This window comes from Bradyrhizobium sp. ISRA464, assembly GCF_029910095.1.
Classification (GTDB): domain Bacteria; phylum Pseudomonadota; class Alphaproteobacteria; order Rhizobiales; family Xanthobacteraceae; genus Bradyrhizobium.
Genome location: NZ_CP094526.1, coordinates 1,578,124 through 1,597,127, shown reverse-complemented (window position 1 = coordinate 1,597,127; position 19,004 = coordinate 1,578,124). Strand labels below are relative to the sequence as shown.

Annotated in this window: 17 protein-coding genes; 6 read left to right on the top strand and 11 right to left on the bottom strand. The window is 66.6% G+C overall.

The features are described from left to right. Positions 1-109 precede the first annotated feature (109 nt). Positions 110-1,921 (top strand): DNA mismatch repair endonuclease MutL, encoded by a 1,812-nt coding sequence (gene mutL, locus MTX19_RS07490; protein WP_280983070.1) that lies wholly within the window; start codon positions 110-112, stop codon positions 1,919-1,921. 136 nt (positions 1,922-2,057) lie between these two features. On the opposite strand, the gene rsmD is transcribed toward mutL, so the two are convergent. Together rsmD and MTX19_RS07480 are read right to left on the bottom strand one after the other, a co-directional pair. Beyond that, positions 2,058-2,612 carry a 16S rRNA (guanine(966)-N(2))-methyltransferase RsmD gene (gene rsmD / locus MTX19_RS07485; RefSeq protein WP_280983069.1) on the bottom strand — a complete coding sequence of 185 codons (555 nt, stop codon included), beginning with the start codon at positions 2,610-2,612 and terminating at the stop codon, positions 2,058-2,060. A gap of 119 nt (positions 2,613-2,731) precedes the next feature. Continuing rightward, on the bottom strand, positions 2,732-4,771 hold the full coding sequence (locus MTX19_RS07480) for a pseudouridine synthase (RefSeq protein ID WP_280983068.1): 2,040 nt from the start codon (positions 4,769-4,771) through the stop codon (positions 2,732-2,734). A gap of 140 nt (positions 4,772-4,911) precedes the next feature. Here MTX19_RS07480 and MTX19_RS07475 point away from each other — a divergent pair, with 140 nt between their 5' ends. Continuing rightward, positions 4,912-5,358: a nucleoside deaminase gene (locus MTX19_RS07475; RefSeq protein ID WP_280983067.1), complete on the top strand. Its 447-nt coding sequence runs from the start codon at positions 4,912-4,914 to the stop codon at positions 5,356-5,358. Between the two features lie 261 nt (positions 5,359-5,619). Here the strand turns inward: MTX19_RS07475 and MTX19_RS07470 are convergent, their stop codons facing one another. Next, positions 5,620-6,525, bottom strand: coding sequence for an alpha/beta hydrolase (locus tag MTX19_RS07470; RefSeq protein WP_280983066.1), 906 nt, complete (start codon positions 6,523-6,525; stop codon positions 5,620-5,622). A 124-nt stretch (positions 6,526-6,649) separates the two neighbouring features. On the opposite strand from MTX19_RS07470, the gene MTX19_RS07465 reads away from it, so the two are divergent. Beyond that, positions 6,650-7,882: an acyl-CoA dehydrogenase family protein gene (locus MTX19_RS07465; RefSeq protein ID WP_280983065.1), complete on the top strand. Its 1,233-nt coding sequence runs from the start codon at positions 6,650-6,652 to the stop codon at positions 7,880-7,882. A 138-nt stretch (positions 7,883-8,020) separates the two neighbouring features. On the opposite strand, the gene purD is transcribed toward MTX19_RS07465, so the two are convergent. After that, the gene (gene purD / locus MTX19_RS07460) at positions 8,021-9,304 is read right to left on the bottom strand and encodes a phosphoribosylamine--glycine ligase (protein WP_280983064.1); all 1,284 of its coding nucleotides are present in this window, start codon (positions 9,302-9,304) and stop codon (positions 8,021-8,023) included. A gap of 164 nt (positions 9,305-9,468) precedes the next feature. Here purD and xseA point away from each other — a divergent pair, with 164 nt between their 5' ends. Continuing rightward, positions 9,469-11,088, top strand: a complete 1,620-nt coding sequence (gene xseA / locus MTX19_RS07455) for an exodeoxyribonuclease VII large subunit (protein ID WP_280983063.1) — start codon at positions 9,469-9,471, stop codon at positions 11,086-11,088. A 110-nt stretch (positions 11,089-11,198) separates the two neighbouring features. Here the strand turns inward: xseA and MTX19_RS07450 are convergent, their stop codons facing one another. Beyond that, on the bottom strand, positions 11,199-12,011 hold the full coding sequence (locus tag MTX19_RS07450) for a dienelactone hydrolase family protein (RefSeq protein ID WP_280984720.1): 813 nt from the start codon (positions 12,009-12,011) through the stop codon (positions 11,199-11,201). 207 nt (positions 12,012-12,218) lie between these two features. Here MTX19_RS07450 and MTX19_RS07445 point away from each other — a divergent pair, with 207 nt between their 5' ends. Further along, complete coding sequence (locus MTX19_RS07445) at positions 12,219-12,446, top strand: DUF2093 domain-containing protein (RefSeq protein ID WP_280983062.1); 228 nt, start codon at positions 12,219-12,221, stop codon at positions 12,444-12,446. 2 nt (positions 12,447-12,448) lie between these two features. Here the strand turns inward: MTX19_RS07445 and lpxK are convergent, their stop codons facing one another. The 6 genes from lpxK to MTX19_RS07415 form a co-directional block, all read right to left on the bottom strand. After that, positions 12,449-13,471 carry a tetraacyldisaccharide 4'-kinase gene (gene lpxK, locus MTX19_RS07440; RefSeq protein WP_280983061.1) on the bottom strand — a complete coding sequence of 341 codons (1,023 nt, stop codon included), beginning with the start codon at positions 13,469-13,471 and terminating at the stop codon, positions 12,449-12,451. Further along, positions 13,464-14,798 carry a 3-deoxy-D-manno-octulosonic acid transferase gene (locus MTX19_RS07435; RefSeq protein WP_280983060.1) on the bottom strand — a complete coding sequence of 445 codons (1,335 nt, stop codon included), beginning with the start codon at positions 14,796-14,798 and terminating at the stop codon, positions 13,464-13,466. Before MTX19_RS07435 ends, lpxK begins: the two co-directional genes overlap by 8 nt. Further along, positions 14,761-15,474: a lysophospholipid acyltransferase family protein gene (locus tag MTX19_RS07430; RefSeq protein ID WP_280985909.1), complete on the bottom strand. Its 714-nt coding sequence runs from the start codon at positions 15,472-15,474 to the stop codon at positions 14,761-14,763. The genes MTX19_RS07435 and MTX19_RS07430 overlap by 38 nt, the downstream gene beginning before the upstream one ends. Then, the gene (locus tag MTX19_RS07425) at positions 15,471-15,719 is read right to left on the bottom strand and encodes a DUF4170 domain-containing protein (protein WP_280975834.1); all 249 of its coding nucleotides are present in this window, start codon (positions 15,717-15,719) and stop codon (positions 15,471-15,473) included. Before MTX19_RS07425 ends, MTX19_RS07430 begins: the two co-directional genes overlap by 4 nt. Positions 15,720-15,834: 115 nt before the next feature. Next, positions 15,835-16,644, bottom strand: a complete 810-nt coding sequence (locus MTX19_RS07420) for a 3'(2'),5'-bisphosphate nucleotidase CysQ (RefSeq protein ID WP_280983059.1) — start codon at positions 16,642-16,644, stop codon at positions 15,835-15,837. Beyond that, positions 16,631-18,022 (bottom strand): TldD/PmbA family protein, encoded by a 1,392-nt coding sequence (locus MTX19_RS07415; protein ID WP_280985908.1) that lies wholly within the window; start codon positions 18,020-18,022, stop codon positions 16,631-16,633. Before MTX19_RS07415 ends, MTX19_RS07420 begins: the two co-directional genes overlap by 14 nt. 283 nt (positions 18,023-18,305) lie before the next feature. On the opposite strand from MTX19_RS07415, the gene MTX19_RS07410 reads away from it, so the two are divergent. Continuing rightward, positions 18,306-18,830, top strand: a complete 525-nt coding sequence (locus MTX19_RS07410; RefSeq protein WP_280983058.1) for a DUF6101 family protein — start codon at positions 18,306-18,308, stop codon at positions 18,828-18,830. The last annotated feature ends 174 nt before the right edge of the window (positions 18,831-19,004 follow it).

Here is a 19,004-nt window from a genome sequence, read left to right as displayed (position 1 = left end):
GGCTCCATCCCCAGCTAAAGGCAGCCATTCGCAGCCCACCCCATGCATTTGCCGGCGCGTCCCTCTAGAATGGGGGGAAGGCTCGAATCTCCTCCTGCACCCGACCTCCATGCCCGTCCGCCAGCTTCCCGAACAGCTCGTCAACCGCATTGCCGCCGGCGAGGTGGTCGAACGCCCCGCGAGCGTGGTCAAGGAGCTGGTCGAGAACGCGATCGACGCGGGCGCCAGCCGGATCGACATCTTCACCGATGGCGGTGGGCGGCGCCGGATCGGCATCACCGACGACGGCAGCGGCATGACGCGCAGCGATCTTGCGCTTGCGGTCGATCGCCATGCGACCTCCAAGCTCGACGACGAGGACCTGCTCCGCATCCGGACGCTCGGATTCCGCGGCGAGGCGTTGCCGTCCATCGGCGCCGTCGCAAAACTCGGCATCACCACGCGCCATGCCAGCGAGCCGCATGCCTGGTCGCTGTCGGTCGAAGGCGGCGAGAAGTCGCCGATCATGCCGGCCGCGCTCGGCCAGGGCACCCGCGTCGAGGTCAACGATCTCTTCTATGCAACGCCGGCGCGGCTGAAATTCCTCAAGACCGACCGCACCGAGGCGGAAGCGATCCGCGAGGTGGTGCGGCGCCTGGCGATGGCGCGGCCCGACGTCGCCTTTACGCTCGCCGGCGAGGAGCGCGCGCCGGTCACCTGGGCCGCCGCGCTGCCCGGCGCGGCGGGCCGGCTGTCGCGGCTCGGCGACATCCTCGGCGCCGACTTCCGCAGTTGCGCCATCGAGGTGCGTTCCGAGCGCGAGGGCGTCGTGGTCGAAGGCTTTGCCGCCGCCCCCTCGCTCACCCGCGCCAATGCGCTCGGGCAATATCTGTTCGTCAATGGCCGTCCGGTCCGCGACAAGCTGATCCTCGGCGCGGTGCGCGCCGCCTATTCCGACTATCTGCCGCGTGATCGCCATCCAGTCGTCGCGCTGTTAGTGACCTGCGACCCGCAGGAGGTCGACGCCAACGTGCATCCGGCCAAGACCGAGGTGCGCTTCCGCAACGCCGGTCTGGTCCGCGCCCTGATCGTGCACGCTTTGAAGGATGGCCTCGCCCGCGAAGGCAAGCGCACGGCAGCCAACTCCGACGGCGCGGCGCTGTCAGCGTTTCGCCCAGTCTTCACACCGCCTCGCCCGAGCAATTGGGACTGGCGCAGTTCGCCGTCGTTCCCGGTCAATCCGATGCGCGCGTTCGACGGTGCGGCCACTGCCTTCGCCGAGCCGGGCCAGGCCGCCTTCGACGTCGGCGCGCCGACCGCCGATGTGCGCTTCGAGGCAGCGCCCACGCCGGATCTGCTCGACCGTCCACTCGGAGCTGCGCGCACCCAGATCCACGAGACCTACATCGTCTCGCAGACCCGCGACGGCCTCATCGTGGTGGATCAGCATGCCGCCCATGAGCGCATCGTCTATGAGAGGCTGAAGGCTTCGCTCGCGAAGAACGGCGTGCAGCGGCAGATCCTCTTGATCCCCGAGATCGTCGAGCTCGACGAGGCCACCGTCGAGAAGCTGCTCGATCGGGCCGAAGAGCTGGCGTCGTTCGGGCTCGCGATCGAATCCTTCGGTCCGGGCGCGGTCGCCGTTCGCGAAACGCCCTCGCTGCTCGGCAAGACCAATGCGGCCGGCCTGTTGCGCGATCTCGCCGAGCACATGGCGGAGTGGGATGAGGCGCTGCCGCTCGAGCGGCGCCTGATGCATGTCGCCGCCACCATGGCCTGCCACGGCTCGGTGCGCGCCGGCCGGCGTCTCAAGCCGGAAGAGATGAATGCGCTCCTGCGCGAGATGGAAGACACGCCGAACTCCGGCCAGTGCAACCATGGCCGCCCGACCTATGTCGAATTGAAACTAAGCGATATCGAGAAGCTGTTCGGGCGGAGGTAGCAACCCCATCCGCAACTGTCATCGCCCGGCTTGATCGGGCGATCCAGTACGCCGCAGCCGTTGTGATCACATGAGAGGCCTCGGCGTACTGGATCACCCGCATTCGCGGGTGACGACAGCACAACAGACGGCAACATTACGCCTTTCGCAAGAACACGAACTCGGTGTCATCATACGCGCGCCGCTCGAGCTCCTCAAAACCCTCGGGCGCCGCGAACGCCGCGGCCTTTGCCTCCTCGACCACGAGCAACGCGCCCGGCGTCAGCCAGCCGCCGTCGCGCAGCGAGGCGAGCGCTTTCTCCGCCAGCGCCTTGCCATAGGGCGGATCGAGGAACACCAGCGAGAACGGCTCGATCGGATGCGCCGGGCCGAGATCGGTGGCGTCGCGACGGTAGACTCTTGTGACACCGCCAAGCCCCAGCGACTCGACATTGTTGCGCAACAACGCGCGCGCCTCGGCACCGTTGTCGACGAACAGCGTGAACTTTGCCCCGCGTGATACCGCCTCGATGCCGAGCGCACCGGTGCCGGCGAACAGGTCGAGCACGCGCGTGTCCTCAATCGGGTTGTCGTAAGCGTGGATGAGGATGTTGAACACGGACTCGCGCAGCCGGTCCGCGGTCGGCCGGATCTCGCGGCCCGATGGCGCGGCGAGATTGCGGCCCTTCAGTCGTCCCCCAACGATGCGCATTAGAATGCCCACATTGAGGCGGCACGGGCGGTGCGTTCCCTCCTCCCTTGTGGGGAAGGTGGCACAGCGTGCCACTCAGCAATCACCGCGGCAAAAAACGCGTGGCTCATACCGGCCCCCTACTCGTCCCGCGGCGTCAGATCGCGCTTGCCGTGATAGCCGCGCTTGGGACGGCGTGGCGGGCCGTAACCATTGGCCTCGTCCTCGTTGCGGGCGCGCGCCTCCTCGCTGCCGGTGCGCTGCACCAGCACGCGGCGGCCCTTGCGGTCGTTGATCACGGCCCTCTTGGCCGCCGGCTTGAACGGCTTCTTGCCGCCCGGCGCGCCGTCGTCGCCGGCCTCGCGCTGCTCCGGCCGGGTGAAATCGGCGCCCGCAAGCTTGGCGACCTTCTCGCCGAGCTGCTCGCGCAGCACCCGCGTCTTGACTTCCTCGACCTGGCCCTCCTCGATCTCGCCAAGCTGGAACGGACCGTAAGACACCCGGATCAACCGGTTCACCTCGAGGCCGAGATGCGCCATCACGTTGCGCACCTCACGGTTCTTGCCCTCGCGGATCGCAAACACCACCCAGACATTGGCGCCCTGGTCGCGCTCCAGCGTCGCATCGATCGGCCCGTATTTGACGCCGTCGACCTCGACCCCCTTCTTCAGCTCGTCGAGTTGCGCCTGCGTCACCTCGCCATGCGCGCGCACGCGATAGCGCCGCAGCCATCCGGTGTCGGGCAATTCCAGCGTCCGCGCCAGGCCGCCGTCGTTGGTGAGCAGCAGCAGGCCCTCGGTGTTGAAGTCGAGCCGGCCGATCGAGATCAACCGCGGCAGGCCTTCCGGCAGATTGTCGAACACGGTCGGCCGCCCCTCGGGATCGGCATGCGTCGTCATCAGCCCGCGCGGCTTGTGATAGAGGAACAGCCGCGTCCGCTCGCGCGGCGGCAACGGCGTTCCGTCCACCGCCACGACATCGTTGGCCGTGACATCGAGCGCCGGTGAATTGATCACGCGTCCGTTCACGGTAACGCGGCCTTGCGTCACCATCTCCTCGGCGTCGCGGCGCGAGGCGAGACCGGCGCGGGCCAGCACCTTTGCGATGCGCTCGCCGGATTTCTTCGGCTTCGGCTCGGGACGGCTGCGCCGGTCGTCGAAGGATCGCTCGCGATACGCACCGCGTCCACCGAAGGCCGGGCGTTTCGCGAAAATCTTGCTGTCATCCTCATTGTCGCGGCGCGGACGGTCGGAGAAGCGGCCCTCGCTGCGCGGATGCTCCTGCCAGTCCATGCGGCCTTCGGGCCGCTCGCGCCTGCGTGGGCCGCCCTCTTCATCGCGATTTCCGGAGCCGCCCTTACGATCCCAGCGCGGCCGGCTGAACTTCGGCCGCTCGCGGAACGAACGGTCGCCCTGCTCGCGGTCGTCGCGAGACCTTGAAAAGCGCGGCCGCTCGTCGCCGCCGCGATCGTCGCGTGGCTTACGCTCGCGCTTCTGCCAGGGCTTCTCGTCGCTGCGGTCGCGGCCCTCGAACTCGCGATCGCGCTTGAAACGCGGCCGGTCGCCGAAATCGCGACGCGGCGCATCGCCATCCTCGCGGCGGCGGAACGGCCGCCCCTCGGGCTTGTCGCCGAATGAGCGCTTGTCGCGATCGCCCCGCGAAAACTTCCTGTCGTCGAATTTGCGCTCCGCGCGTTCGCCGCGCGGCGTGTAGGAGCGCTTCTCGCCGTCGCGTTCACCACGCGGCGTATAGGGCCGCTTCTCGCGGTCGCGATCGCCATAGCGGCGCTCGTCGCCGAACTTCTTGTCGGAGAAGCGTCCCGCGGGCCGTCCACCGCGTTCGCCGCGCGGGGCCCGATCGTCACGATCAGAGTCGCGCCGCTCGCCGCGTGGCTTGAACGCGCGCTTCTCGCTATCGTCGCGCCCGCGGTCGTCGCGCTTGAAGCGCGGCCGGTCGCCGTAATCGCGGCGCGGCGCATCACCGTCCTCGCGGCGGCGGAACGGCCGGCCTTCGCCCTTGTCGCCGAACGACCGCTTGTCGCGATCACCCTTGCCGCCAAAGCTGCGCTTGCCGAACGGCTTGTCGGAGCCGCCACGGCCAGCAGAGCGGCCCTTGCCGGGGCCGCCTCGATCACGCCGGCCGCGCGGGGAGTCGTTGTGTTTGTCGCTGTCGCGGGGCATGAATGGTCTCGCCTGAAGGTTCTATTGGAGCGGGGCAACCGGGCGATACGCGCGCCATTTGGGGCGCGACTGGCGCAAAACCGGCATCCACTTTTGCTGAAGGCGACGGTACTAGCAGGTTTCTTCGGATGATACGAGGCATGTCAGCCCCTTCTTTCATGGATTTGGCGCTGGAAACCGCCGAAAATGCCGGAAAAGCGGGCGAAGTTCCGATCGGATGCGTGATTGTGCGGGGCTACGAGGTGATCGCCAAGGCCGGCAACCGCACGCTGACCGATCGCGACCCGACGGCGCATGCGGAAATCCTGGCGATCCGGCAGGCTGCCGAGGCAATCGGCACCGAGCGGCTGGTCGACTGCGACCTCTACGTCACGCTTGAGCCCTGCACCATGTGCGCGGGCGCGATCTCCTTTGCCCGCATCCGCCGGCTCTATTACGGCGCCGCCGACCCCAAGGGCGGCGCGGTCGAGTCCGGCGTGCGATTCTTCGCGCAGCCGACCTGCCACCACGTGCCCGAGGTCTATGGCGCGGTCGGCGAGACCGAGGCCGCGGCGCTGCTGAAGGATTTTTTCCGGGCGCGGCGGTGACCCGTAGCCCGGATGAAGCGCCGCGCAATCCGGGGAAATTCCTCTGCGGAAACCATCCCGGATTTCGCGGAGCTCCATCCGGGCTACGCTGCTGATCCGTCATACTGAGGTGTGATCCTTGCGGCGCATTTGCGCCGCTGGGCGAGCCTCGAGGGATGCACGGCCACAGTCGGGCCGTCGCCCTTCGAGACACCCGCTATGCGGGCTCCTCCAGCGACAACGGCATAGCCGTTGCGCGGGGGTGACGGGCGACGAGTTGCGCTACGCCGCCAGGAAAAACTCCCGCAGCAGCTTTGCCGTCGCATCCGGAGCTTCCTCGGTGAGAAAATGCCCGCAGTCCACCGGCGCACCGCTGACATTGGTGGCCCAGTTCTTCCAGGTGTCGAGCGGCGTGGTTGCGGCGCTGGCAACCCCGGCATCGCCCCACAGCGCCAGCATCGGGATCGTGATCTTCTTGCCGGCGTCGAAATCGGCCTTGTCGATCTCATAGTCGGCATAGGCGCCGGCGCGATAGTCCTCGCACATCGCGTGCACGCGGGCGGGATCGCGGAACGGCGCGAGATAATGCTCAAGCGCGCGCGGATCGATGGCATCGAGCGTCTTGCTCTTGGTCTGGCTCGCCATCTTCTCCTTCAGGAAGAACTCGCCATGGCCCGAGATCAGCGTCTCCGGCAGCGGATAGGGCTGCGCCAGGAAGGCCCAATGGTAGATCTTCAGCGCAGACAGCCGATTCAGCTTCTGCCAGTAATCATAGGTCGGCGCGATATCGAGCACGGCGAGCTTCGACAGCCGGCCGGGATGATCGAGCGCGAGCCGGTAGGACACGCGGCCGCCGCGGTCGTGGCCGGCGAGCGCGAAATGCACATGACCGAGCTTCTCCATCGCTTCGATCATTGTCCTGGCCATCGCGCGCTTGGTGTAGGGCGTATGGTCCCTGTCGCTGTCGGGCATGTCGGACCACCCGTAGCCCGGCAGGTCGGCGATGATCAGCGTGAAATTGTCGTCGAGATCAGGCGCGACGGGATGCCACATCACATGCGTCGACGAGAATCCATGCAGCAGCAACAGCGGCGGCCCCTTGCCGCCGACGCGGGCGAAGATGCGGCCCTGCGAGGTGTTGATCCATTCGGAGGCATAGCCGGGAAAAAGATCAGCGAGATCAGGCATCGGTGGCTCCTTCCCTCTCGCGGCACGTGCTGCTTCAAACTTTGTTTGGCGTTGCCGCTGGCCCAAGCGGGGTTTATGCCATCCCCGAGCCCAAGCAACAACAACGCGAAAACGAGGAAGTGCCATGTCGATCGATTTCGAGATTCCGGCCGAGGCCAAGGCGATCCGCGAGAAAGTTCGCAAATTCGTGCACGACGAGTGCATTCCCGCGGAAAAGGAGCTGGACACCAGGCCGCTCGCCGACGTGCTCGCCCCGCTGCGGAGGAAAGCCCGCGCGCAAGGGCTGTGGTGCCCGTTCGTGCCGAAGGAGTACGGCGGTATGGGGCTCGGGCCGCTGGCGAACGCGCTGGTGCAGATGGAGCTCGGCGAAAGCATGCTCGGTGCGTTGGCGCTGAACACGCAGGGTCCGGATGACGCCTCGATGATGACGATCCTGGCGCACGGCACGGAGTACCAGAAGGAGAAGTTCCTAAAACCCCTGCTGAACGGCGAAAAGCGCATCTGCTTCTCGATGACGGAGAAGGCCGCCGGCGCCGACGCCACCGGCATGCAGACCACCGCGGTGAAGGACGGCAACGAGAATTACGTCCTCAACGGCGAGAAATGGTTCTCCTCGTCGGCGAGTGTCGCCGACCTCGCGCTGGTGATGGCGAAGACCGATCCGAACGCGCCGCGCCACAAGCAGTACTCCACCTTCATCGTCGAGTTGCCCAACCCCGGCTACCGCATCAAGCGCAACGTGCCGAACATGGCGATCGAGGGGCCGCATGACGACGTGATCCATGGCGGCCATTCCGAGATCGAGATCAGGGATCTGAAGGTGCCCGCGGACAATCTGCTCGGCGGCGAGGGCAACGGTTTCAACATGGGCCAGCACCGCCTCGCCTACGGCCGGCTGCGCCACGGCATGCACAACGTCGCCAAGGCGCAGCGCGCGCTCGACATGGCGGTCGCCCACGTCACCAAGCGCTCGACCTTCGGCTCGCCCTTGGCCGACCGCCAGGCCGTGCAGTTCATGCTCGCCGACTGCGCAAGCGAGCTCTATATCGGCCGGCTGATGCTGCTGCACATCGCCTACAAGGCGGAGAAGGGCCTCGATATCAGGCAGGAAAACTCGATCGCGAAGATCTTCCATGCGCATATGGTGCACAAGGTGATCGACACCGCGATCCAGCTTCACGGCGCGCTCGGCTACAGCCAGGATACGCCGCTCGCGAAATGGTACACGCAGGTGCGCTCGCAGCGGCTGGTCGACGGTCCCGACGAGATCCACAAGTGGAAGATCGGCAAGAACGTCATCAAGGCGTTCCGCGAGCACGGCACCACTGCGTCGGCCGCGGGTGGGGATTTGCTGTAACTGCGCCCCGCGTACTCCATCGTCATTGCCGGGCTTGACCAGGCTTGACCCGGCAATCCGTCGCGCAAAAAGACCCTTCCGAAGACGATGGATGCGCGGGTCAAGCCCGCGCATGACGCCTTGGGAGAGCGGAACAACCTAGCCCCTCGCCTTTTCCGCCTCCACCGCTTGCCAGGCGATGTCGCGCCGGCAGAAGCCGTCCGACCACTTGATGCGATCGACGGCCTGATAAGCGCGGTCCCGTGCCTCGGTGACGGTTTTGCCCATCGCGCAGACGTTCAGCACGCGCCCGCCATTGGCGAGGATCGCGCCGTCCGTCGCGACCGTGCCGGCGTGGAAGATCTCGACGCCCTCGACCTTGGCGGCATCATCGAGCCCGTCGATCCGCGTGCCCTTGGCGTAGTCGCCGGGATAGCCCTTCGCCGCCATCACCACGGTGAGCGCGGGCTCGGGATACCAGCGCAGATCGAAATTCTTCAGTTGCCCGTCGCAGGCGGCAAGGAACGCCGGCACGATGTCCGACATCATCCGCAGCATCAGCACCTGGCATTCGGGATCGCCGAAGCGGACATTGTATTCGAACAGTTTTGGGCCCTGCGCAGTCAGCATCACGCCGGCATAGAGCACGCCCTTGAACGGCGTGCCGCGGCTCTTCATTCCGGCGACCGTCGGCAGGATGATCCGCGCCATGATCTGGTCGTGGACGTCTGGGGTCACGAACGGCGTCGGCGAATAGGCGCCCATGCCGCCGGTGTTCGGGCCTTCGTCGTGATCGAACACCCGCTTGTGGTCCTGCGCTGACGCCAGCGGAATCGCGGTCTCGCCGTCGCACAGCGCGAAGAAGCTGATCTCGCGGCCCGACAAGAATTCCTCGATCACGACCTCGGCGCCGGCGGAGCCGAACGCGCCCTCGAACATCATGGCGATCGCGGCCTCGGCCTCAGCCAGCGTCTTCGCCACCACGACGCCCTTGCCGGCGGCAAGGCCATCCGCCTTGACCACGATCGGCGTGCCGTGCGCGCGGACATAGGCCAGCGCATCCTGCGCATTGTCGAAGCGGCGATAGGCGCCGGTCGGAATGTTGAACTCGTGGCAGAGATCCTTCGTAAATCCCTTCGAGCCCTCGAGCTGGGCGGCCTGCTTGCGCGGCCCGAACGCCTTGATACCCACGGCGGCAAGATCGTCGACGATGCCGGCGGCGAGCGGCGTCTCCGGCCCGACGACAACCAGGTCCACCGCATTGCGCGTGCAGAATTCGATCACCGCCGCATGGTCGGCGACATTGAGCGCGACGCATTCGGCCTCGCGCGCCATCCCGGCATTACCCGGCGCGCACCAGAGTTTTGTCACCAGGGGGGACGCTGCGATCTTCCACGCCAGCGCATGTTCGCGGCCGCCGGAACCGAGCAGGAGGATGTTCATGTGGATCGCCGGTTGAGGGGTTGTAACGCCATTTTGTTCGGTTTAGCACGGCGGCGGACCGCAGCAATGCGTGGTTCGATCAGATGTGGATATGTGATTCGACGCCTGAAATGGGGCGTCCGGACCTTGCACACGGGGTCGAAAACCCCGATTCTATCAGTTGAATGACCGCCGCTCCGAATCTCGTCAACGCGCCTGAATTCACCGTCTCGGAACTCTCCTCCGCCCTGAAGCGGACGGTGGAGGACCGGTTCGGCCATGTCCGCGTCCGCGGTGAAATCTCCGGTTTTCGCGGACCGCACTCGTCCGGCCACTGCTATTTCGCGTTGAAGGATGAGAGCGCCAAGATCGAGGCGGTGATCTGGAAGTTCGCCTACACCCGGATGCGCTTCAAGCCGCAGGAAGGGCTCGAGGTCATCGCAACCGGCAAGCTGACGACCTATCCGAACTCCTCGAAATACCAGATCGTCATCGAATCGCTGGAGCCGGCCGGCGTCGGCGCGCTGATGGCGCTGATGGAGGAACGCAAGAAGAAGCTCGCGGCCGAAGGTTTGTTCGACGAGGCGCGCAAGCAGCTCCTGCCCTGGCTGCCGGAGGTGATCGGCGTCGTCACCTCGCCGACCGGCGCCGTGATCCGCGACATCCTGCACCGCCTGGAAGACCGCTTTCCCCGCCATGTGCTGGTCTGGCCCGTCAAGGTGCAGGGCGAAGGCTCCGCCGAGCAGGTCGCCGCCGCGATTCGCGGCTTCAACGCGCTGCCCGAGGGCGGTCGGGTTCCGCGGCCCGATCTGCTGATCGTCGCGCGCGGCGGCGGATCGCTGGAGGACCTCTGGTCGTTCAACGAGGAGATCGTGGTCCGCGCCGCGGCCGAAAGCCATATCCCGCTGATCTCTGCGGTCGGCCACGAGACCGACATCACGCTGATCGACTTTGTCGCCGACAAGCGCGCGCCGACGCCGACGGCGGCCGCCGAAATGGCGGTGCCGGTGCGGAGCGAGCTGTTCGTCGAGGTCACTGCGCTCGCGCGCCGCGTCATGGTGTGCTGGCAGCGCGGCCAGGAGGCCCGCCGCAACGAGCTGCGTGCCGCGGCGCGCGCGCTGCCGGCGGCGAGCGAATTGCTCGCGATCCCGAGCCAGCGGCTCGATCACCTCGGCGCGGCGCTGCCGCGCGGGCTGAGGGCCAACACCCATGCACATTTTCGCCGCTTCGCCGCAAGCAGCGCGCGGCTCACCATCGGCGTGCTGCGCGGCCAGGTCGCGCATGCGCGGCAGCGGCTGACCGTCTCGGGTGAACGCATCGACCTGTCGGCGCGCTCGCTGCTGCGCAGCCGGCGCGAGCGGTTTGCCGGGCTCGAGATCCGGCTGAAGGCCTCGAAGCTCGCCAATGCGCAGGCCCAGCGCAACGCGATCGCGCGAGACCTCGAGCGCACCCACCGCCTTGCCGAACGCGCCCGCCGCGCGCTGGCAACCGCGATGCAGCGCCTCGAGGCGCGCGTCGCGCATAGCGGCCAGTTGCTGTCGGCACTGTCCTATCGCGGCGTGCTGGCGCGCGGCTTTGCGCTGGTGCGCGACGAACGCGGCCATGCGGTTCACTCGGCTGCCGCCGTGAGCCCGGGCGCCAGTCTCTCGATCGAGTTCGCCGACGGCCGCGTCGCCGCCACCGCCGATCCCGATCGGCCACCGGCGACGGCGGCGCCCGCAAGCGAGCCCAAGGCGCCACGCGAGACCAAGCCCGCGGCGCCCAAGCGCACCGCAAAGCCGGTCGATCAGGGCAGTCTGTTCTAGAGCTATCGGTTCAGATTGAATCAGAACCGATAGCTCCAGATTCCTGTCTTGACGCGTTTCTTGACGCGCTTTCTTCACGCGAACCGGTGTCCACTTCGCTCGAGAACGCTTTAACGCGCCAGCCATTCGGCGACGCGCTTTTGCGCGTCCTTGCGCGCATTCGCATCGGTTCCGACGTGACCGTGCTCGATGGTCGCAGCATCGGACGAGACACCGATCGCGCGCCCCGGCAGGTTGGCGCGATCGAAGCCGTGATAGGCCTCGGGATAGACCACGATCCTGGCGAGCGCGCTGCGGCCGCGCGCGCCGTCGACCATCTGATGGCAGGCCAAAGCCGAAGAGACGTCGTCGCGCCCGCCGATCAGGACCAGCGTCGGAACCCGCGCACTCCAGCCGAGGCCGAAGGAGGTCCGGCAATCCGGATAGAATGCGATCGCCGAGCGAAAATCCGGATCGATGGTGCGCGACCACAATTGCGGCCGCACCGCCCACAGCAAGGCGCCGGCGCCGCTGCCCCAGCCCACCAGGCTGATGCGTTTGCGCGCCACCCATTTCTGCTGCACCAGCCACTGCCGCGCGGCATTGATGTCGGCGACCCGCTGGCGGCGGATCTGGACCTGATGCTCCTTGGCGCGGCACTGTGGGCCGAGCTCGCGCGAGCCGTAGCTGTCCGGCAGCAGGACCGCGTGACCGGTGGTCAGCAGCTGCTCGGCCCAATCGCGATAGCGCGGCAGCACCGGCTCGGTGCGGCTGGCGAGGCCGCCGCAGCCATGCAGCGCGATCACGGTCGGGAACGGGCCGTCCCCGGTGGGCCGATAAAGCTGCGCATGCAGCGTGACGCTGCCTTCGGGGATCTCGACCTGATGGGGGGCTGGAAGCGGCGTCGCGGCCGCGACCGGCGCGGCAAACATCGCCAGAAACATGAAAACCGACTTGAAGTGCATCCGATCCGGCCGGCTCGTTATAGTGCTGAAAACACAGCGAACCATGCGCGCAAGGCTACCATGCGCGTCTGCCGCCAAATCATCACAAGTCGGTGGTTTAATGGACGGACATGCCGCCCTATCTGTGATAGACGGCTTCATGAACATCCAGTAAGCCTCATGTGAGGCAAGGCGGAGAGTTCAATCGTGCTGAACAAGTTCGGTCCCTCGGGCCACGGCGAGGCGCAGGTGCAGTATCTGGACGGCGATTTCCGCGTGATCTCGCCCGGCACCTTCGTGCGCTGCGCGATCACGGACTCACGGATCCCGCTCGACGAACTCAAGTACTGGAGCGTCGACCTGCAGGAAGCCTACGCCACCCCGGGCGCCGTGCTGCAGCGGCATTTCCCCGACGCACTGAAGCCGCAAGGCTAGGCTCACTTGCTCAATCTCCTCTGCCTTGCCTTGAACAGCTGATCGGTCACGAAGCGCCGCAGCGCTGACGCATCCGCGAACTGCAGCGTGACGGCGAACGGCACGATCGCCTGCGCCCAGGCCGGTATCCCGCCCGCGGCGCGCAACCGCGCAAGATCCTTTTCCGTTGTCACCAGCGCCAAGCCGTCGCGGCGCGCCTCCGCAACGAGCGCGTCGATCTCAGCCTTCGTAAAGGCGTGGTGATCGGCGAAGGCGCGGCCCTGCACGACCTCGACACCGCTGGTCCGCAGCGTGTTGAAGAAGCGCGCGGGATCGCCGATGCCGGCAAAGGCGAGCGCGCGTTTGTCGCGCAACGCTGCGAGCGAAGCTTCATCCGGCTTCAGCCGCGCCGGGAGCACGGGCTTGCCGCGCGACGCGAGCTCGGCCGCGATCTTTTGCGCCGCATTCCCCTCGCCGACCACGATCAGCGCGTCGGTCCGCGCCAGCTGCGGCGGCAGCGGCGCGCGCAGGGGTCCGGCCGGAAAGACACGACCATTTCCGAGCCCGCGCTTGCCGTCGATGACGATGAATGAAGCATCCTTGACCACCGACGGATTCTGGAAGCCGTCGTCCATGAGGATCACGCTCGCGTCCTGGGCCCGTGCCAGCGCGAGGCCCTCGGCGCGCGCGCGCGAAACCACGACCGGCAGCGTCGACGCCATCATCAGCGGCTCGTCGCCGACATCCGCCGCAGTGTGGCTGTCGGGATCGACCTTGACCGGGCCACGCAGCCTGCCGCCATAGCCACGGCTGAGCACCACCGGCCGCTCGTCGAGCTCACGCAGCAGCTTCGCGAGCGCCAGCACGGTCGGCGTCTTGCCGGCGCCGCCGACGTGATAATTGCCGATGCAAAAGACCGGAATGCCGGCATCCGCGCCGACGCGCTGCATGCGCTGCGCGGCGATCGCGCCGTAAAGCGCGGCGAGCGGTCTCAACAGATGCGATATCCAAGACGAAGGCCGGTACCAGAAGGCCGGCTCACGCATTGGCGGCTCCCATCTCGAGCCGCAGCTGCAACAGATAGGGCTCGAGCGCCGTCAGCGTGCGCTCCAGCGCGCCGCCAAGCTGCTCGACGACGCGCTCCGATGCCGCGAGCGAAGCGTCGCGCGCAGCGGGGTCGGCCAGGAACTGGCCGAGCTGCTTGACCAACGCTTCCCGATCATCGGCGCGCCTCGCGCCGCCGGAGCGATCCAGCGCCTCATAGACGTCGGTGAAATTGAAGACATGCGGACCATGCACGATCGCGGCGCCGAGCTTGATGGCCTCGATCGGATTCTGGCCGCCATGCGGGACCAGCGAGCCGCCCATGAACACGATTGGTGCCAGCCGATAGAACAAGCCGAGCTCGCCCATCGTATCGGCGACATAGATGTCGGTGGTCGCGACCGGCAGGTCCTCATGCGAGCGCAGGCCGGGGCGCAGGCCCGCGGCGGTGACGAGCCGCGCGACCGATTCGCCGCGATCGGCGTGGCGCGGCACGATCACCGTGAGCAGTCCGGGGAAGAAGCCCGAGAGCGTCTTGTGCGTCTCGATCAGGATCTCTTCCTCGCCCGGATGGGTGGAGGCCGAGACCGCGATCGGGCGGCCGCGCGTCACCGACATCAGCCGCTCCAGCTTGGCGGGATCGGCCGGCGGCGCCGGCACGTCGAGCTTGAGATTGCCCGTGGTGACGACGCGGCGGCTGCCGAGCGCGGCGAAGCGTTCGGCATCGGTATCCGATTGGGCAAGGCAGATATCGAACCGGCCGAGCAGCGCGGAAATGGTGTTGGAGACGCGGCGCCAGCGCGGGAACGAGCGCTGTGACATCCGCCCGTTGATCAGCACCATCGGCAGCCGCCGGGCGGCGCTCGACAGGATCAGGTTCGGCCACAGATCTGACTCGATGAACAGCGCCAGCGAGGGCCGCCAGTGATCGAGGAAGCGCGCGACATAGCGCGGCGAGTCATACGGCACGTACTGGTGGATCACGTCAGGCGGGAAACGTTTCGCCACGATCGCGGCCGAGGTCACCGTGCCCGAGGTGAGGAGGATGCGCAGATTGAACGCGCGCAGGCGCTCGATCAGCGCCGCGGCCGCCAGCACCTCGCCGACGCTCGCGCCGTGGATCCAGACCAGCGGGCCGTGCGGCCGGACGTCGTCGCTCATGCCGCGCCGCTCGCCGACCCGTGCGGGATCTTCCTTGCCGAGCCTCAAGCGTCGTTTGATCAAAGCAGGCGCGAGCGGCACCATCGCAGACGACAGCTTGCGATACACGCGCAACGTCATCGGGAGCGAGCTAGCCAAGCGCTGCCTCCGGCCGCCCGACCGCGGCATAGGCGCGTCGGGTCGCTTCGTTCAGAAGAAACTCCACGTGCTGCCGAAGCTTTTCCATGGTCGCGGCATCGGCATCGGGCGGCACGTAAACCGGCTCAATACCTACCACTGCGCCTCGCCCGAATGGCAAATTGATGGTGGTGGAATCCCAGTTTTTCAACCGGATGAAACGGCTGGTGACCATCGCCAAAGCGAGGATCGGCCGGCCGGTCTCCCGCGCCAGCATCACAGGACCGAGGCCTGCCACCCGCGCCCGCTTCGGCACATCGGCCGTGGTCGCGACATTCCAGCCATCTTCCAGTGCCCGTCCCATCTCCTTGAAGGCACCGACGCCGCCCTTGCGGTTGAAGGCGCCGGAGTGGTCGCCGGAACCGCGGATGGTGCCGATCCCGAGCCGCTCGGCCGCGATCGCGTTGAACTCGCCGTCGGGGTGCCGGGAGATCAGCACCTTGGCGCGATAGCTCTCCTTGATCTTGACGAACGGCGTCATCAGGTGCTGGCCGTGCCAGAACACGAAAATCGCCGGCATCATCGGCTCGACCTGCTCATAGACATCCGGCGGGTCGTAGCTGAAGCGGTTGGTGAGCCAGACCAGCCGCAAGTACTCGGCCGCAAGCACACCCAGCGCGCGCTGCACGAAGGCGCTGCGCAGCAAATCGCGAAAAAAACGTTTCAATGGGAGTGCTTTGCGTCCTGCTCAGGATCGAGCAACCGGTGGAGGTGAACAACGAAATAGCGCATCTGGGCGTTGTCCACCGTCTGCTGCGCCTTCGCCTTCCAGGCCGCGTAAGCAGTCGCATAGTTCGGGTACACCCCGACGATGTCGACTTCGTCCAGGTTCTTGAAGGTGTTGTGCTCGAGATCGGTCAACTCGCCACCGATGACGAGGTGGAGCAGTTGCGGCTGGGCATTGTCTGACATGATGGCCTTTTCCTAACGGGATGCCCGGCAAGCAAGTTGGAGCGTGGTCTTCACGGGTCTGGTCGTCACAGGACTGGTCGTGCTCGTCGAATGCGCGGTGCGGATCGATGGAGCTTCAGGGCAATGGACGGTTACGAAAATGCTCGACAATGCGTGCATGACGATCACGTCCCGCTGCCACCAGCACCCCATGCGATACCTCCCGGCGATTGTACTCAATCGCATCCCCCGAGAGCGCAGTCATCTTACCATCCGCTTCCTGCACGATCAAATTCGCCGCGGCAAGATCCCAGTCGCGGCTTTGCCCACCCGCGAAGGCCGCGTCAAGATGACCTTGTGCGACCCGGCACAGCCGCAAGGCCAACGATCCGATTCGCGGATAGAGCGTGATCTCGCCCGACGTCGGACCGAGCCGTTGCACGAGGGGCTTTGGCCCCGCCATACGCAGAAAGTCGAAATCGGTGCCGGCGGTCGCGTGCACGGCGATGTCGTTGCGGGTCGCCCCCTGCCCGCGCGCGGCGAAAAAGAATTCATCGGAGGCCGGTGCATACACCGCCGCGAGCAACGGCGACGCCTTCTCAACCAGCGCCACGCTGACGCACCAGTCCTCGCGACCGGCGAGATAGGCGCGGGTGCCGTCGATCGGATCGACGATCCAGGTCAGGCGCTTGCCGAGCCTCGTCTCGTCATCGGCGCTTTCCTCCGACAACCAGCCGTAATCCGGCGTTGCCGCGCGCAGCCGCTCCTCCAGCAGGTCGTTCACCGCGATGTCGGCTTCGGAGACCGGCGACGAGGCACCCTTGATCCAGTTCTTCAGCTCGGTCCGGAACAGCGACAGCGCCAGCCGTCCCGCCTCGTGCACCGTCTTGGTCAGCAATGCCGCGTCGCGGGCCTTGATCCAGTCGTCCGTATCAGCGTCCGCCAAGCGTCAGGCCCTCGATGCGCAGCGTCGGCGCGTTGACGCCGTAGCGGAATTCCAGATCGTTGGCCGCAACCAGCGACTTGAACATCGGCAGCAGATGGCCCGCGATGGTCACCTCGCTGACCGGATAGGTGATCTCGCCATTCTCGATCCAGAAGCCGGACGCGCCGCGGCTGTAGTCGCCCGTCACGCCGTTGACACCGGATCCGATCAAATCTGTCACATAGAAGCCCTGCTTGATGTCGGAGATCAGCTCCTTCGGAGTCACCGTGCCGGGCTCGAGATGCAAATTGTATGATCCCGGCGAGGGTGAGGACGACACGCCGCGATGGGCGTGGCCGGTCGTGACGAGGCCAAGCTCGCGCGCGGTCGCGGAGTCCAGAATCCATGTTGTCAGCACGCCATCATCGATCAGCGCTGTTTTCTTCACCTTGACGCCCTCGGCATCGAAGGTCTGCGAGCGCAGGCCACGCACCCGCAACGGATCGTCGATGATGCGGATGGTCTTCGAGAACAGCTGCTCGCCGAGCCGGTCCTTCAGGAAGCTGGTCTTGCGCGCGATCGAGGCGCCGTTGATGGCGCCGACGAGATGGCCGATGATCGAGCCCGCAACCCGCGGGTCGTAGATCACCGGCACCTTGCAGGTTTCGACCTTGCGCGGATTGGACCGCGCCACCGCGCGCTCGCCGGCCTTGCGGCCGACGGTAGCGGGCGAATCGAGATCTGACGCATGCAGCGCGCTGGTGAAATCGTAGTCGCGCTCCATGCCGGTGCCTTCGCCTGAAATCGCCGTCGTCGAGATGCTTTGGCTGGAACGCAAATAGGAGCCGTGGAAGCCGGTCGAGGTCACCAGCACCATGCCGCCGATCCCGGTCGAAGCCGACGCACCGCCTGATTTGGTGACGCCCTTGACCGCGAGCGCCGCGGCCTCCGCCTCCATCGCGCGCTGCTCCAGCTCGGCGGTGGAAGGAACCTTGCGGTCGAGCAGATCGAGATCGGGGAAATCATGCGCAAGCAGCGCCGGATCGGCTAGCCCGACATATTTGTCGTCGGGCGCCACGCGCGCCATCGCGACCGCGCGCTCGGCGAGCTTCGCGACACCGTCACCGCTGACGTCATTGGTCGACACCACCGCCTGGCGCTGGCCGACGAACACGCGCAACCCGACGTCGTCGCCTTCCGAACGCTCGGTTTCCTCGACCCGGCCGTCGCGCACCTCGACGCCCTGCGAGACGCCGCGCACCGCGACCGCGTCGGCGGCATCGGCGCCCGCGCGCTTGGCTGCGTCGACCAGACGCTGCGCGAGCTTGCTCAAGCCCGATTGATCAAACAGATCGGAGGTATCACCGTGTCGCGACGATGCAAATGGTGAAGGGTTCACGAACAAATTCCTGCGGATTGGACGGGGTCGGAACGAGGTCGACGAACCCACCAGATGTGCCGGATTCACAGGGAATTCAAGCGGTTTACCCCGGCAACGGCAAAGATTCTCGCAATCGCGGCAAGGCTTCGTCAATCATCCGGGCCAACCTCTTGTCAATCATGGCGGCAGAAGCAGCGCTGGTGACATCGGGTTAACCAGGCTTTTTAAGCTGAAACGGAAATCGTTCGGCTAAGGTCTCACGCATCGACCGGGAACATAATCCCGGCGGGGAGATAAAGCCGTGAGGCGTCAAACACCAACAGGCGGGATCAACTCCGCCGGGTCGAGCCGTGCACTGCGGCTCGACCCTCTTTCCCTTCCGCTCAGCTTCCACGCGCAGGACACGCGCGCGGACGGCGGCACGCGGCAGGTCGAGCTTCATCGCGAACACGTCGTGCTACGCCGTGCCGTCAAAGGCATGCGGATGGCCGTCAACGTTCGCGTCAGCGACTTTCTCGGCGTCGCGGTGCGCGGCATCGACGACGCGCAGATGCTGGTGCTGGTTCACCGCGATCCTTCGCTCGCGATTCCACTCGGCACCAGTTCGGACGCCGACGAGATCGCCTCCGCCTGGCAGATGTGGAGCGACATCTTCGGTCTTCCGCAACTGACCGAGGAAGCACCGCGCGATCCGGCCCCGCGCCGCCGCCGCCGTAATGCGATCCGCAGCCGCCGCCCGAAATTCCTGGTCCGCCGCCGCGCCGGCGTCCAGCTCAACGAACCCCGCGTGCATCGCGGTGAGCGCGAGATCATCGCGCGGGATTGAGTTCACGGCTTGCACGCCGCGCGCTCGCAATCGCGGTCGTCCTGGCGCAGGCCGGGATCCATACTCCGCGGCTTGTGTTGTGAACTGGACTCGTCGTTCGTCGTCCTGGCGAAACAGGCCGTGCAAAAACCACGGTCTGATGTTGGATTTGGGAGGCAGAGACGGATTCGGGGG